Annotated in this window: 11 protein-coding genes; all 11 read left to right on the top strand. The window is 44.0% G+C overall.

Features of this window, described 5'->3' with window-relative positions:
* Positions 1 to 385 precede the first annotated feature (385 nt).
* The 11 genes from MR764_RS11295 (at position 386) to MR764_RS11245 (ending at position 16,526) form a co-directional block, all read left to right on the top strand.
* Entirely contained in the window at positions 386 to 1,600 is a 1,215-nt protein-coding gene (locus MR764_RS11295) for a dockerin-like protein (RefSeq protein ID WP_247979523.1), read from the top strand.
* 34 nt (positions 1,601 to 1,634) lie between these two features.
* On the top strand, positions 1,635 to 4,160 hold the full coding sequence (locus MR764_RS11290; protein ID WP_247979522.1) for a glycosyl hydrolase 115 family protein: 2,526 nt from the start codon (positions 1,635 to 1,637) through the stop codon (positions 4,158 to 4,160).
* A 1-nt stretch (position 4,161) separates the two neighbouring features.
* Positions 4,162 to 6,084, top strand: coding sequence for a sialate O-acetylesterase (locus tag MR764_RS11285; protein WP_247979521.1), 1,923 nt, complete (start codon positions 4,162 to 4,164; stop codon positions 6,082 to 6,084).
* A 26-nt stretch (positions 6,085 to 6,110) separates the two neighbouring features.
* Positions 6,111 to 7,568, top strand: coding sequence for a glycoside-pentoside-hexuronide (GPH):cation symporter (locus MR764_RS11280; protein ID WP_247979520.1), 1,458 nt, complete (start codon positions 6,111 to 6,113; stop codon positions 7,566 to 7,568).
* Between the two features lie 20 nt (positions 7,569 to 7,588).
* Positions 7,589 to 8,719 carry an endo-1,4-beta-xylanase gene (locus MR764_RS11275; protein ID WP_247979519.1) on the top strand — a complete coding sequence of 377 codons (1,131 nt, stop codon included), beginning with the start codon at positions 7,589 to 7,591 and terminating at the stop codon, positions 8,717 to 8,719.
* Between the two features lie 87 nt (positions 8,720 to 8,806).
* A complete protein-coding gene (locus tag MR764_RS11270; protein ID WP_247979518.1) occupies positions 8,807 to 9,778 on the top strand; it encodes a glycoside hydrolase family 43 protein in 972 nt (323 codons plus the stop codon).
* An 18-nt stretch (positions 9,779 to 9,796) separates the two neighbouring features.
* A complete protein-coding gene (locus tag MR764_RS11265) occupies positions 9,797 to 10,603 on the top strand; it encodes an SDR family oxidoreductase (RefSeq protein WP_247979517.1) in 807 nt (268 codons plus the stop codon).
* Positions 10,604 to 10,718: 115 nt separating this feature from the next.
* Positions 10,719 to 11,936, top strand: coding sequence for a mannonate dehydratase (gene uxuA, locus MR764_RS11260; protein ID WP_247979516.1), 1,218 nt, complete (start codon positions 10,719 to 10,721; stop codon positions 11,934 to 11,936).
* Positions 11,937 to 12,236: 300 nt separating this feature from the next.
* A complete protein-coding gene (locus MR764_RS11255; protein WP_247979515.1) occupies positions 12,237 to 13,148 on the top strand; it encodes a hypothetical protein in 912 nt (303 codons plus the stop codon).
* A gap of 113 nt (positions 13,149 to 13,261) precedes the next feature.
* Complete coding sequence (locus tag MR764_RS11250; RefSeq protein WP_247979514.1) at positions 13,262 to 14,638, top strand: glycoside hydrolase family 43 protein; 1,377 nt, start codon at positions 13,262 to 13,264, stop codon at positions 14,636 to 14,638.
* A gap of 400 nt (positions 14,639 to 15,038) precedes the next feature.
* The gene (locus MR764_RS11245; RefSeq protein ID WP_247979513.1) at positions 15,039 to 16,526 is read left to right on the top strand and encodes an FGGY family carbohydrate kinase; all 1,488 of its coding nucleotides are present in this window, start codon (positions 15,039 to 15,041) and stop codon (positions 16,524 to 16,526) included.
* Positions 16,527 to 16,677: the final 151 nt, after the last annotated feature.

Genomic DNA, 16,677 nt, shown 5'->3' with positions numbered 1-16,677 from the left:
TGATAGGAAAAAAGAATAAATTAATCTAAACCGGTATAAAACAGACTTGTATAAAATCAGTTAATATACACGCCAGATTTTTTCTAAGTAACGATAGAGATTGTTATCTGTTTTCTTTCTTTTTTTTCTGATTTAGAAAAATGCGGTTATTGTATATCATCTCATTGTCTATAGTTTTTACGGATTATTTGTTATTGAGTGAATTTTCTTTTTTATGACATTTAAAACTACATACAAAAAGAAAACCCTGGGTTTAATCTTGTTTCTTATTGCTTTAATCATCGTTTGGGGCAATGCGAGATAAAAAGTAAATAAAAGTGCAATAGATATTTGAATTAGAAATTAGAAAACAACCGAAATCATAATAAACCAAAAAAACTGTGAGATGAAACTAAGAATGAGTGTATTTCTGCTTTTTATAATTATTGCACCGGTTAATCTCTTTGCCCAGAAGGTTCCGCATGTATATGACGTTGAAAACAGAGGTGCCAATTTTGCTGCACCGGTTTTACCAACTTTGGATCAATTACCGGAAATAAAGGAACTGCCCGATCCGTTTGCGTGGTCCGACGGAAGCGGCCGCTCAACAAAATTCAGCGATTGGAGCCGGCGACGCAATGAAATTGCAGCCGAAATTCAGCATTATGAAATCGGGCTAAAACCCGAACGTCCGAATGATATTACTGCCACTTACATAAATGATACGCTCATTGTTAACATCACCGTCAACGGGAAAACGCTGACCCTGACTTCTGCAGTAATTTTGCCCGAAGGCGAAGGTCCGTTCCCCGCTGTAATCGGCGTTGGAAGGGGAAGTGGCAGTCTGCCGTCTGACATTTTCAGCAGCAGAAACATCGCTCAGATACCGTACAACTTTGGTCAGGTGATGGCCTGGCAACAAACGCGTGGAAACGAACCAATTAACCGGCTTTATCCTGAGCTCTGCGATATGGGAGCCTATGCTGCCTGGTCGTGGGGGGTCAGTCGTTTGATCGACGGTTTGGAGCTGGTTCAAGACGAACTGCCCATCGATTTAAAACACATGGCTATAACCGGCTGCTCGTTTGCCGGGAAAATGGCGCTTTATGCCGGCGCTTTCGACGAACGGATTGCCTTGACAATTGCCCAGGAATCGGGAGGAGGAGGAGCTGCTGCGTGGCGTGTTTCGGAAACCCTTGGGAATGTTGAAACACTGGGCAAAACCAGCCATGTTTGGTTTATGGAAAGCCTGTTTCAGTTTGCCAACGATGTGGACAAGCTTCCTTTTGATCATCACGAACTGATGGCGATGGTGGCTCCGCGTGCCTTGCTGTGTCTCGGAAATCCCGATTACGAGTGGCTGGCTGATGAGTCGGGCTACGTTTCGTGCCAGGCAGCAAAACGTGTTTGGGAAACCTTTGGTATTCCCGATCGCTTTGGATTCTCGATTGTGGCCAACCATCCGCACTGTCAGTTACCCGATGTACAGCGTCCCGAGGTGGAGGCATTCGTCGATAAGTTTTTGCTGGGAGATGCTACTGTTAACACCAATGTGGCGGTTCATCCATTCCCGGAAGTTGATTATGCCAAATGGACCGAATCGTGGGGAAACGATAAGTAACAATAACAAAATGTATCCATCAATTCTTAAAATATTGAAGAAAAACCTCCGGCTGTATAACTTGTTGCAGCTGGCCGTTTTTCTACCTTTTCTGGCATCGGCGCAATACGCTGATAAATGTGTTTCTGATGAAAAAGCGGCCGGTAGTTTTCCTGTTTTCGAGAACGGAAAAACAGTACCTGTTGTACTCGATCAGAATGAATTCCCCGGGGTTGCAATGGTTGCTGATTGGTTTGCCGGCGACGTTGAGCGGGTTACTGGGCAGGTTCCGGAAATTTTCCATTCCGAACTGCCCGATTCAAAAGAAGTAATCCTGGTCGGAACAATTGGAAAAAATAAGTGGATTGATCAACTCATCAAAGAAAATAAAATTGATATCTCAGATATTCAGGGACAGTGGGAGAGAAGTTTAACCCAGGTAGTTGACCAACCTTTCCCCGGTGTCGACAAAGCGCTGGTTTTGGCCGGCAGCGATAAACGCGGAACCATTTATGCCATGCTGAACCTGTCTTGCGACATGGGGGTTTCACCCTGGTACTGGTGGGCCGATGTTCCGGTTAAAAAGAAAGAGGCAGTTTATGTAAAATCGGGCCGCTTTGTAACCGAAAGCCCCAAAGTTAAATACCGCGGCATTTTTCTGAACGATGAAGAACCAGCTCTCGGAGGCTGGGCACGCGAAAAATTTGGCGGGATCAATCACCAGTTTTATTCGCACGTGTTCGAATTGATATTAAGGCTGCGAGGTAATTTCCTCTGGCCGGCCATGTGGGGGAAAGCTTTTTACGACGATGATCCTGAAAATGGTTCTCTTGCCGATAAACTGGGAATTGTAATGAGTACTTCGCATCACGAACCGCTGGGACGCGCGCAGGAAGAATGGCGCAGGTACGGTTCCGGACCCTGGAATTACAGCCAAAATGCCGACGTTTTGAAGGATTTCTGGCAAAAGGGAATGGAGCGCAACAAAGATTATGAAACGGTTGTAACCATTGCGATGCGTGGCGACGGCGATGAAGCTATGGAAGAAGGGACCAATATTTTGTTATTGGAAAACATTGTTAACGACCAGCGCGAAATCATTCAGAAAGTAACCGGCAAACCGGCTTCGGAAACGCCGCAGGTTTGGGCGCTGTACAAGGAAGTTCAGGATTATTACGATAAAGGAATGCGTGTTCCGGATGATGTTACTCTGTTGCTTTGCGACGATAACTGGGGCGATGTTCGCAAATTGCCCGATGTGAATGCCCCTGCCCGTGAAGGTGGCTACGGAATCTATTATCATGTGGATTATGTGGGAGGACCGAGGAACTCCAAATGGATCAATGTCAGCCAGATTCAACGGATTTGGGAGCAGCTGAACCTGACCTGGAGTCACGGAGTGGATCGTATCTGGGTTTTGAACGTGGGCGACCTCAAACTGATGGAATTCCCGATCAGCTTTTTCCTCGATATGGCCTGGGATCCAACAAAATTCAACTCGCAAAATCTTTATCAGTATACCGAAGATTGGTGTGCCCAACAGTTTGGCAAGGAATATTCAGCAGAAGCTGCCCGTATTCTCAACCTGTATACCAAATACAATCACCGGGTTACCCCTGAATTGCTGAATGCGCAAACTTATAGCCTGGAGAATTACAATGAATTTGAGCGGGTTCGCAACGATTACCGCGACCTGGCTCTGGATGCTTTGCGCCTGTATAATTTTATTCCGAATGAGTACAAAGACGCTTTCGACCAGTTGGTGCTTTTCCCGACGAACGCGACCTGCAATTTGTATGAAATGTATTATGCGGTGGCTAAAAATCATCAACTGGCAGATAGAAACGATCCCGAAGCCAACTATTGGGCCGGTGTGGTGGAAGCATGCTTCAAACGCGATTCGCTGTTTACGGTGCATTACAACCAGCACATTGCCAACGGGAAATGGAATCACATGATGGACCAGATCCGAATTGGCTACACCTACTGGCAGGAACCGCGGCGTGCGAAAATGCCGGATGTTGCGCGCCTGGTGGTGCCCGAAGTTCCGAATTCTGAGTTGGTTTTTGAAGAAGCCGACGGCTATGTTTCAATTGAAGCTGCCAATTTCCAAATAGCAAACGGTTCGGATGAAATTCACTGGGAAGAGATTCCTGACCTTGGTAAAACCGTTTCGGGAATGACAACTTTTCCACAAAATAAATATCCTGTAGAAAACGATTCGGTTTACCTCGAATACAACATAGAATTTAAAACCACAGGAACTTTTGATGTGGAGGTATTGACTTCACCAACGCTGAATTTCAATGCCAACAAAGGATTACGTTATGCTATTTCGTTTGATGGCGGCGAAGAACAAGTTGTGAATATGAATGGTGCATATAGAGGGGAATTAGGCAAATGGCAGGCTACCCGGATTATAACAACCTCAACGAAACACGAGATAAAAAATGCCGGTTTGCACCGCTTGCGAATTCGGGTGCTCGAACCGGGAATTGTATTGCAAAAAGTACTGATTGACACCGGAGGGTTGCAACCCAGCTACCTGGGAGCGCCTCAGAGTAAACTTAAAAAACAATAGTATGAAACGATATTTTTCATTCATCGGCTTATTCATTTTCCTGCAACTGGCGGCTTTGCCTTTTCGCGCGGAAGCCGAGGTTAAACTGCCTCGTTTGGTGAGCAACGGAATGGTTTTGCAGCGCGATGTGCCTTTAACCATTTGGGGTTGGGCCGATCGATCAGAGAAAGTGAACGTGGAGTTTTTGGGCGAAAGCTATCAAACAAAAGCTGATAAGTCGGGAAACTGGAAGGTAGAAATACCTGCTGTTAAGGCCGGCGGACCCTATACGATGAAAATTAATGACATCGAGCTGACCGATATTCTTGCCGGTGATGTGTGGCTGGCCTCAGGGCAGTCGAACATGGAGCTTCAGATAAGGCGCGTCATGGATCTTTATGCCGATGAGATCCGAAAAATCGACAACGATAAAATTCGCTTTTTCCGCTCTTCTACACGCGAAAATGCTGAAGAAGAACAGACAAATTATCCGGATGGAACCTGGTTGCCCGCAACGCAGGCAAACATCATGGAATTTTCGGCAGTGGCCTGGTTTTTTGCCGATGATATTTACCGGCAGCAGCAGGTTCCTGTGGGCATAATCAGCACCGCCATTGGCGGATCGCCGGCTGAAGCCTGGTTGAGTACAGAAAAAGTAACCCCCTTTCTTGATGAATGGCTGGCCAGGGGCGCCAGGATGGATTCAATGCGGGCCGAACGAATAAAAAAAGAAGGTGAACCCAAGCCTTTTAACTGGAACGAAGAAGTGAATAAGAACGATCCCGGAACGGGTAAGTGGTCGAAAGACGATGTGGATGTTTCCGGATGGCCAACAATTTCGCTTCCTGGTTACTGGTCTGATAAAGGTGTCAACCTGAGAAACGGTTCGCTTTGGTTTTACAAAGAATTTGACTTGCCCGAATCACTGGCCGGGCAAGAAGCCATTTTGCGTTTGGGACGCATTATCGACAGCGATTCGGCTTTTGTAAACGGGACTTTTGTCGGAAATATTACCTACCAGTATCCGCCACGCATTTATACCATTCCGGAAGGTTTGTTAAAACCAGGGAAAAACAAAGTGATGGTTCGGGTATTCAGTAATGGCGGTAGAGGTGGCTTTGTGGAAGAAAAGCCGTATGAAGTAAGAATTGGCCAGAATGTGATCGATCTTACCGGAGACTGGCATTATCATATCGGGGCAGAATTGAATCCTCCGTTTGGTTTTGGAGGTCTTTCGTTCCGTCCCGGTGGTTTATATAATTCACTAATCAATCCAATAAAAAATTATGCCATAAAAGGCGTTATCTGGTACCAGGGAGAAACCAATGCCGGCAGGGGATTTGAATACCGACAGTTGTTCAAAGACCTGATTCAGGATTGGCGTGTTCAATTGAACAAGCCCAAATTACCGTTTTTGTTTGTGCAGTTGGCTAATCTTGGAGTTCCGAATAAACAACCTGTAAATAGTGGATGGGCCGAAACCCGAGATGCACAGCGCAGGGCGCTCGAGTTGCCTAATACCGGGATGGCTGTAGCTTTCGACATTGGCGAGTGGAACGATATTCATCCTATAAATAAAAAAGAAGTTGCCCGGCGTTTGGCATTGGAAGCCGAAAGAGTTGCGTATGGCAATAGTTCGGTTGTCAGTTCAGGCCCGTTATACGAATCAGTGAATATACAGGATGGCAGCATTATTATCTCATTCACCTCAGTAGGGAAAGGCCTGTTTGCCAATAGCTTATTGGAAGGATTTCAGATTGCCGGTGCCGATGGCCGGTTTGTTTGGGCAAAAGCTGTGGTGATGAGCAAAAATACAGTTAAGGTTTGGAGCGACAGTGTGCCCAATCCCAAAAACGTGCGGTATGCCTGGGATGATAATCCCGTGGGAGCCAACCTCAAAAACAAGGAAGGACTGCCGGCATCCCCATTTACAACAGAAGAATAATTGAAATAAAAATAAAGACTACTCACATGAATACTACTTCACAGAAAGTTTCTGTACTGGAAAAAATAGGATATAGCCTGGGAGACCTTGCTGCCAACCTTGTGTTTCAAACCCTGGTTACTTTTCTGGCATTTTTTTACACCGATATTTACGGACTGAAAAATGAGCACGCCTCGGTAATTATGCTTACTGTTGGTCTGGTGGCTGCCTTTTTGTTCAATCCGATTGTTGGAGCTGTTGCCGACAGAACCCGTTCCAAATGGGGAAAATTCCGCCCTTGGATATTGTTTACGGCCATTCCGTTGGGAGTAATTGCCCTGCTGGCTTTTACTACACCCAACTTTTCATACAAAGGAAAGCTGATTTATGCAGCAGGAACTTATACCTTATTGTTATTGGCTTATGCAGCAAGTAATTTACCTTATTCAGCATTAAGCGGAGTGCTTACCGGCGATATGTCGGAACGAAACAGTTTGTCATCGTACCGTTTTGCTGCAGTAATGTTTGCACAGTTTTTTGTGCAGGTGTTTATGCTGCCCATTATTCTATTTGTTGGAAAAGGTGACAAGGCCGCCGGAATCGAATCCGTTATGACCTGGATGGCAATTATCGGATCCATTCTTTTGCTGATTACTTTTGCTACAACACGCGAACGTATTATTCCAAAGCCGGAACAAAAATCGAGTTTAAAGGAAGACTTGAGCGACTTATTTCGAAATCGGCCATGGATAATAATGCTTACACTGACAGTTTTGATTTTTATTACACTGGCCATGAAAGGTGGCTCCTACGTATATTATTTTAATAATTATGTTGACGAAGCTTCGCTGCAGGAATTTATTCAACCCATCTTGAACTTTCTGTCAAAACTCGGATTAAACTTTTTTGAGTCAGATCTGGCCTCGGCAGGTTTTGGATTGTTTAATGCCGCGGGAATTATTTTTTCGATGGTTGGTATTGCCATCTCAAGCAAGCTGGCTGACAAGTTTGGAAAACGCGATATCTTTGGGGTCTCTTTATTTATCGCAACAATGTTTGTTCTGATCTTTATTTTCTTCAAGCCCGAAGACGTCAGGCTAATGTACGGGGCACAAATTCTTCACATGTTTTTCTACGGAATTACCACCCCGATTTTGTGGGCGATGATTGCAGATGTGGCAGATTTTTCAGAATGGAAAAATAACCGCCGCGCTACCGCCATAATTTTCTCAGCAATGATGGTGGGTTTAAAAGCCGGTTTGGCAATCGGAGGTGCCATTGTTACCTGGATTCTGGGTTTATACGGGTATATCGCGAAAGATTCAGTAGATGCCGGGCAAGCAATTGTTCAGCCGGAAAGTGTTGCGCAAGGCGCAAAGCTGCTGGTGAGTATTTACCCCGCCATCCCATTCCTGATAGGAGTGGTACTCTTGTTTTTCTATGAAATCAATAAAAGAAAAGAAGTGCAAATACAAAGAGAACTGGAGCTACGCAGATTGAACTAAAATCAATAAAATCAATAAAAATGAAGAAAAGAAGTACATACCTCGCTATTGCAGCGATTCTTTTTTCTGTAGGAATTTCGTGTACAAACGCCCAACAGGAAAAGAAGGTAACCTTGAAAGATGCTTTTGAAGGCAAGTTTTACATTGGCACGGCAATGAATGCATGGCAAATTACCGGCCGCGATACTGCTGCTGTTCAGGTAATAAAAGATCAGTTTAGTGCAATAGTTGCCGAAAACTGTATGAAAAGCGGCGAAATACAACGAAATGAAGACGAGTTTGATTTTTCGCTGGCTGACCAATTTGTCGAATTTGGTGAGAAAAATGATAAGTTTATTACCGGTCACTGTTTGATATGGCACTCTCAGGCTCCACGCTGGTTTTTTACCGACAGCGAAGGCAACGATGTATCGCGCGAAGTGATGATTGAACGCATGAAAAAACACATTTACACAGTGGTGGGCAGATACAAAGGCCGAATAAAAGGCTGGGATGTGGTGAACGAGGCAATAATGGAAGATGGGAGCTTCAGGAATAGTAAATTCTATCGCATAGTTGGTGAAGACTTTATTAAACTGGCCTTTCAGTTTGCACACGAAGCCGATCCTGATGCCGAGTTGTATTACAACGATTACAACGAATGGTTCCCTGGTAAACGCGACGCTATTGTTCAATTGGTTCGCGATTTAAAAGCCGACGGCATTCGAATTGATGGAATTGGGATGCAGGGACACATCGGAATGGACGGGCCTTCTCTCGATGAATACGAGGCCGCCATTGTTGCTTATGCCAACGAAGGAATGAAAGTCATGGTAACAGAACTTGATATGTCCATTTTACCGAGCGCTCATCGGAACGTTGGTGCAGATATCGGCACCAATTTCGAATACCAGCAAAAGTTAAATCCGTATACCGAAGGAGTTCCGGAAGAAAAAATGGAGGAATGGAATAATCGTATGCTCGATTTCTTCCGGTTATTCCTGAAACATTCTGATGCTGTTTCGCGCGTTACACTTTGGGGTGTGTCAGACGGTACTTCGTGGAAAAATAATTTCCCGGTTCGTGGGCGTACTGATTATCCGCTGCTTTTTGATCGGAAATATCAGCCAAAATCAATCGTGAATAAGTTGATTGAAGAAGCTAAAAAATAAAATCATTGATTTTAAGTAGGATAGGTATCCCGCTACAGGTGATCAATATTTGTATCGCCTGTAGTTGGGATTTAATTTTTGAATTTGATGATGAAAAAGAGATACCTTGTAGAGCATATGTATACCGCTGATCCTGCGGTACATGTATTTAACGGAAAGCTTTTTATATATCCGTCGCATGATGTTGAATCGGGAATTCCGGAGAACGATCTTGGAGATCATTTCGATATGCGCGATTACCATGTTTTCTCGATGGAAGACATTGAAGGGGAGGTTACTGATCACGGCGTTGCTTTGGATGTAAAAGACATCCCGTGGGCGGGGCGCCAGTTGTGGGACTCCGACTGCGCTTGCAAAAACGGAAAGTATTACCTCTATTTTCCGTTAAAAGATAAAACCGACATTTTCCGTATTGGAGTAGCCGTCAGCGATAAGCCTGAAGGACTATTTGTGCCGCAGGACGCTCCGATGAAAGGCAGTTATTCAATCGATCCTTGTGTTTTCGAAGATGAAGATGGGGCATTTTATATGTATTTCGGCGGGTTATGGGGCGGACAATTACAACGTTACCGCAACAATAAAGCAATAGAATGTGGGCATGAACCGAAAGACTATGAACCAGCTTTGCCATCGCGCGTGGTAAAACTAAACGACAACATGCTTGAGTTTGGTGAAGAACCCAAAGAAGTGGTGATACTGGATGAGAATGGTGATGTGCTAAAAGCATCCGATCACGACCGGCGCTTTTTCGAAGCTTCGTGGATGCACAAATACCAGGGAAAATATTATTTCTCTTATTCTACCGGGAATACACATCGGTTGTGCTACGCCGTTGGAGACAATCCCTACGGACCATTTACATACCGTGGTGTGATCCTTACTCCGGTAGTTGGCTGGACAACCCATCATTCAATCGTTGAATTTAAAGGGAAGTGGTATTTATTTCATCACGACAGCGTACCTTCGGGTGGGAAAACCTGGTTACGAAGCATGAAAGTGGTGGAAATGAAGTATGACGAAAGTGGAAACATAATAACCATAGATGGTTCCGACGAATAAATTTAATCAACAGTAGAAATGTTCAGTTTAGAAGGTAAGGTGGCAGTTGTAACCGGCGGTGGCGGTGTTTTGGGAGGAAGCATTGCACGCAGTTTGGTTGAAGCAGGCGTAAAAGTGGCTATACTCGATATTCGGGAAGAGAATGTGAAAACACGGGTTGAAGAACTTCAGAAGCTTGGAGGAGAAGCGTTGGGATTTGTTTCAAGTGTTTTAAGCGTGGATGAATTAAAGCAGACTCGTGATACTATCCTGGAGAAATGGGGGAAAGTGGATATCCTGGTTAACGCTGCCGGGGGAAACCTTCCGGGAGCTACTTTAGCCGAGACTCAAACGGTTTTTGATATGAAAATTGAAGACTTCGAAAAAGTCAATGATTTGAATATGAACGGCACGGTATACCCGAGCCTCGTTTTTGGCGAATCGATGGCAGAAAAAGGCGAGGGGAGTATTATTACTATTTCGTCGATGGCTACTTATTCTGCCATAACAAGAGTTTTAGGTTATTCTACTGCAAAGTCGGCAATTAATATATTTACCCAATGGATGGCCATGGAAATGGCTACAAAGTTCAGCGAAAAGATAAGGGTGAATGCTATTGCTCCCGGATTTTTCATTGGTGATCAGAACCGGAATGTTTTGATAAATCCGGACGGATCTTATACTGAACGAAGCAAAAAAGTTTTGGCCCGAACTCCCATGCGCCGCTTTGGCGACATAAAAGAGCTTAACGGTGCAGTGCAATTTTTGTGTTCTGATGCCGCATCGTTCATTACAGGGGTAATTCTCCCGGTCGACGGGGGATTTAGTTCTTTTAGCGGAGTTTAAAAAGTCGGTTTTTAATCCGGTCAAAAGCATGTTTCTATTGTTACAAAAGTTGTGATTGTAGAAACATGTTCATTATAAATTACTTTTGATTTTCATGAAATTCGTATAACAGAAAATGGCTTTAGAAAAAACTTGGAGATGGTTTGGCGAAAAAGATCCGATAAAGTTGGACGATTTGCGCCAAATGGGAGTGGAAGGGGTTGTAACTGCGTTACATCACATCCCAAACGGAGAGGTTTGGCCGGTTGATGAAATCATGAAAGTTAAAAACTCCATCGAGCAAAAAGGAATGAGATGGAGTGTGGTTGAAAGCCTCCCGGTTTCTGAAGGAATTAAAATTTGTTCAGATGACCGCGGTCGGTTAATTCGCAATTACCAGCAGTCTGTTCGTAACCTGGGCCAATGCGGCATCGATACCATTTGCTACAATTTTATGCCGGTTTTGGACTGGGCGCGCACCAATCTCCATTTCAGGTTAAATAGCGGCGGAGAGTCGATGTATTTCGATTTTCCAACCTTTGTTGCTTTCGATGTTTTTATATTAAAGCGTCCGAATGCTGCCAGCGATTATTCTGCCGAACTGGTTGATAACGCAAAGCGGATTTACGAACGGATGAGCGAGTCGGAAGCTGAAGAGTTAGCCTACAATATCATCGTGGTTACACAAGGTTTTATCGATGGAGTAATCGACGGTTCTGTTTCTGATCCAAAAGGAAAGTTTCTGGAGTTTATCGACCGATACAGAAATATTGGGAAAGCAGAACTGCGCGCTAACCTAAAAGCTTTTCTTGATGATGTTATCCCGGTAGCTGAAGAAGCCGGGGTAAAACTGGCTATTCATCCCGATGACCCTCCGTTCCCAATATTGGGATTGCCACGTATTATTGGTCAGTTAAGCGATTACGAATGGCTGTTCCAAGCCAATGGATCATCCAGCAACGGTATAACCTTTTGTGCGGGGTCACTGTCGGCAAGAAAAGAGAATGATCTCATTGAAATTATTGAAAAGACCCGGGATCGAATTCATTTTGTTCATTTGCGAAATACTCAGTTACTCGAAGATGGCAGTTTTTATGAATCGGGTCATTTATCCGGCTCACAGAATATGATGAAGATAATGTTTGCACTGTTAGGGGAGCAAAAAAGAAGGATTGAAATGGGAAGATCAGATTATAAAATGCCGGTACGACCTGATCACGGTATAAAAATACTGGATGATTACAACCATGCATATAATCCCGGGTACCCTCTGATTGGCCGGTTAAAAGGACTCGCTGAACTAAATGGATTGATGTCCGGAATTGAATTTATGTTATTGAAAGAGAGGACGTAATCTGAGTGAGGCTTTGTAATGGCATAATTTTCAGTTTAATCTTCGCGCCTTAATAATACTTAAGGAATAATATCTGATTAGATAAATTCTGTTCAATTTCGAATGTCCTGTATCTAAAAACTAAAATGAGATTAAACACGACCGAATAAATTTGATGAACGACGTTTAGTAAACATCTAATTAGCGTCAATTTATATGAAATGAGCAAATTCTTCAAAAAACGAAATGACATGAACAAATCTTTATTGTATTCGCGCGAATATAAGAGGGATTGGCATAATAATTTAAAAGATTAAGCAGATGAAAAAGATAATAATTAGCCTTGCATTTTGCGTGTTAACCGGAATCGGTTTTCAGCAAGTATTGTCGGCCCAGGAAGCTGGCACTTCTCAAAAAGTAACAACACGGGTTGTTGAAGACGGCGGCACCGGCGCTTATTCGGCCATTATGTATACCGACACGTCGCTGACCACTCACACCATTTTCCGTCCCAAAGATTTAGATGTATTGGGAATGAAAACCAAGATGCCAATCATCGTCTGGGGGAACGGGGCCTGTGCCAATTCGCCTTGGGAGCACATCAATTTCTTGTCCGAAGTGGCTTCGCACGGTTTTTTGGTCATTGCTATTGGCCCAATGCCTCAGGAAGGCGAACGCGGCGGTGGCCGTTCAGCTTCGTCGCAACTGATTGATGCTATCGACTGGGCCATTGCTCAAAACAGTAACGAAGACAGTCAGCTTTACGGTAAAATCGATGTTTCGAAAATTGCAGTCAGCGGCATGTCGTGCGGCGGTTTGCAAACCCTCGAAGTTGCTCCCGATCCACGCATAACTACCGCAGTGGTTTGCAACAGTGGTATCATTGGTAATGGCGGCGGTTTTCCGGGTATGCCAGCATTGTCGAAAGACCACTTGGGAAAATTGCACACTCCAACACTTTATCTGCTTGGTGGCGAAAAAGATATCGCATACAACAATGGTATGGACGACTTCAAACGCATCAATCACGTTCCCGTATTTGTGGCAAATATGGATGTAGGTCATGGAGGTACTTATGCTCAACCTCATGGCGGCGAATTTGCCAAAGTTGCAACGGCTTGGTACAAATGGCAGTTGAAAGGCGACAAGGAAGCCGGAAAAATGTTTACCGGAAATCCATGCGGGCTTTCTAAATCAACGGTTTGGACGGTTGAAAAGAAGAATTTGGAATAGATTATTGAACTCCATCGGATTTGTTATGGAGCTTATACCTGTTTTTTTAGGATTTATTGTATTGAAATTTCATGTAATCATTTAGTTATAAAGTCAGAATAAAGAGAAAAGTCATGACCATATATCGTAAAATTTCACTGATTGGCGCGGCAGTTTGTGCTGCACTTTCCATAAACGCCCAAAACCCCATCATTCAAACGTATTTTACAGCCGACCCCGCGCCCATGGTATACGACGGCACTGTTTTCCTGTACACTTCGCACGACGAAGATTCTACGGTAAACAACTTTTTTACTATGTATGACTGGCGTTGCTATTCGTCGAAAGATATGGTGAACTGGACTGATCACGGCGCTGTGGCTTCGCTCAAAAACTTTACCTGGATGAGCAAAGCCAACGGTGCCTGGGCGCCACAGTGTATTGAGCGAAACGGTAAGTTTTACTTATATGTGCCTATTCACGGAGAAGGTATTTCGGTATTGGTTGCCGATTCGCCAACCGGACCATTCCATGACCCGATTGGAAAGCGACTGGTTGACAGTGACCATATTTGGCAAGACATTGACCCAACGGTTGCAATCGACGATAACGGACAAGCGTATTTGTATTGGGGAAATCCCGCTTTGTGGTATGTGAAGTTGAACGATGACATGGTTTCGTACGATAAATCTGTTGGCGATAATGAAATCGTTTCAGTCGAGATGACCGCCGAAGCATTTGGGTCTAAGGCGGGCCGAGACGGAAAACCCGGTACAACTTATACGGAAGGGCCTTGGTTTTACAAACGCAACAACCTGTTTTACATGATTTATGCCGCCGAAGGTATTCCGGAGTACATTTCTTATTCGACTGCGCCAACGGCGGAAGGGCCTTGGACCTATCGTGGCCACATCATGAAACGGGCTGATCATCTGGCTTTTACCAACCACGCGGGAATCATCGATTTTAACGGGAATTCATATATTTTCTATCACGACCAGAATTTGTCGAAAGGCCAGGGCTTTAAGCGCTCGGTATGTGTGGAGCAATTCAGCTACAATGCCGATGGCAGCATTCCGCTCATCACCCCAACCAAAGCAGCAGTTACAAAAAGTGTTGTCAATTTGAATCCTTTCAAAAAAGTTGAAGCCGAAACCATTGCCTGGAGCAAAGGTTTGAAAACTGAGGGTAATAGTCAGACCGGTGTTTATGTAACCAAAATTGAGAACGACGACTATCTGACGGTGCGCAGTGTCGATTTTGGAAAAGGTGCTAAAAAATTTGCGGCTAATGTGGCGTCGGGATCACATGGTGGGCAAATCGAAGTTCGGGTGGGCAATCCAAATGGCGAGTTGCTGGGTACCATTGATGTGAAAAACACGGGTGGATGGCAAAAGTGGATAATCGTGAAGGGTAAAGTTAAAACAGTCACTGGCATTCACGATCTCTGCCTGGTATTTAAGGGAGCTGAGGGTGAGTTGTTCAAGTTCGACTGGTGGCAGTTTGAGTAAGAGTTTCTTTTTGCATAAATAGTACCTGCTCGTTACCAGTAAAATTGAAAATTCGGTATATTTTTTTGAAGTATGTTGGGGTATCTTTTTACCGTTCCTCGTTTGATGCGCTAATTAACGGTGACGGTTTCAGTTAGGAGCATGCTCCTAAATCTATCATAAAAATGAGAATGCTGTTTACTCTGTTAGTTTGAATTAATGGTATAAAAAGCTTTAGATTTTTGTGACATTTAGGAGATCAGTACATTTTATAGTTCCGTCAGTACATCAATTACCCTTCTTAATGTAAGATGTTATAAAACATTTTTTTCTCGTTTTGAAAGCCAAATAATAGAATGTAAATTTGCTTGCAAACAGAACAGAACAGATTGGATTAGTTTGTATAATTAGAACCATTATTATGATGCACTTATTAGGATTCGATATTGGAAGCTCATCGGTAAAAGTTTCGCTTATTGAAGGAGAAAAAGGCAACCTGGTTGCCAGCGCTTATTATCCAAAACAGGAAATGAAAATTACGGCCCTCCAATCAGGGTGGGCAGAACAGGCCCCCGAACTTTGGTGGGAAAACCTGAAACTGGCTTTGGCAGAAGTGTTATCTCTCTCAAAAGTTTCTCCTGAAGATATTGAATCAATTGGCATTTCGTACCAAATGCATGGTTTGTTGATGGTCGACAAAAACCTGGAAGTCATCCGGCCTTCCATTATCTGGTGCGACAGCCGCGCCGCTGCCTATGGCGATAAAGCATTTTCTGAAATTGGTGAGCAACGTTGCTTAACCAAGCTGCTGAATTCTCCCGGTAATTTTACCGCATCGAAACTAAAGTGGGTAAAAGAAAACGAACCGGAATTATTTGACAAAGTCTACAAGATCATGTTACCGGGCGATTATATCGCCATGAAATTAACCGGACTGCCACAAACCACAGTCAGCGGTCTTTCCGAGGGGATCATGTGGAATTTCCATGAAAACTCACTTGCCAATCTGCTATTCGAAAACTATGGATTTTCATCTGAAATAATCCCGGAGATTGTCCCCACATTCGCTGTTTCCGGTCAGGTTTCTGAAAAAGCAGCAAAAGAACTGGGGCTTTCAACTAAAACAAAAATAAGCTACCGGGCCGGTGACCAACCCAACAATGCTCTTTCGCTCAACGTGCTGAATCCCGGCGAAATTGCAACCACTGCAGGTACTTCAGGTGTGGTTTACGGAGTAAGCGACGAAATAAAATTCGATCCAAAATCGCGGGTAAATACTTTTGCCCATGTAAATCATACCGGTAAAGATCCGCGTTTGGGTGTTCTGCTCTGCATCAACGGAACCGGTATTTTAAATGCCTGGCTAAAAAGAATGGTCGGAGAAAACCTTTCGTACGAAGAAATGAACGAACTGGCTTCCCAGGTAGCTATTGGCGCCGATGGATTGTCAATTCTCCCGTTTGGGAACGGGGCTGAGCGTGTATTGCAGAACAGAAATATCGGTTCGCAGTTTTCCGGAATTGACTTTAACCGTCACAGCAAAAGCCACCTGTTACGCGCTGCACAGGAAGGCATAGCGTTTTCGTTCAAATATGGAATGGAGATCATGGAGAACATTGGAATTCATGCCTCGGTCATCCGTGCAGGAAAAGCGAATATGTTTTTAAGTCCAATTTTCAGAAATACGCTTGCTGGAATTTCCGGAGCCACTATTGAATTGTATAACACCGACGGATCGGTTGGTGCAGCGCGCGGAGCTGGTATTGGCTCGGGTTACTATAAATCATTTGAAGAAGCTTTCTCCAACCTGAAGCGTTTGGAAGTAGTAGAACCCGACACTTCGAAAATCAACCAATACTCCGAAGCTTACGAAAACTGGAAAACAATATTGACTAAAGCAATCAATTAATTATTCACAATCAAAATATATAAAAATGGAAGTTTTAAAAGGAAACAAAGAGTATTTCAAAGGAATTGACCAAATTAAATACGAAGGGCCGGAATCAAGAAATCCGCTGGCGTTTAAATGGTACGACGAAAACAAAGTAGTGGCCGGAAAA

It is taken from the genome of Maribellus sp. YY47 (assembly GCF_023111095.1).
Taxonomy (GTDB): domain Bacteria; phylum Bacteroidota; class Bacteroidia; order Bacteroidales; family Prolixibacteraceae; genus Draconibacterium.
Note: the sequence above shows the minus strand (reverse complement) of the source record. Positions and strands in the feature narration are given on the sequence as shown.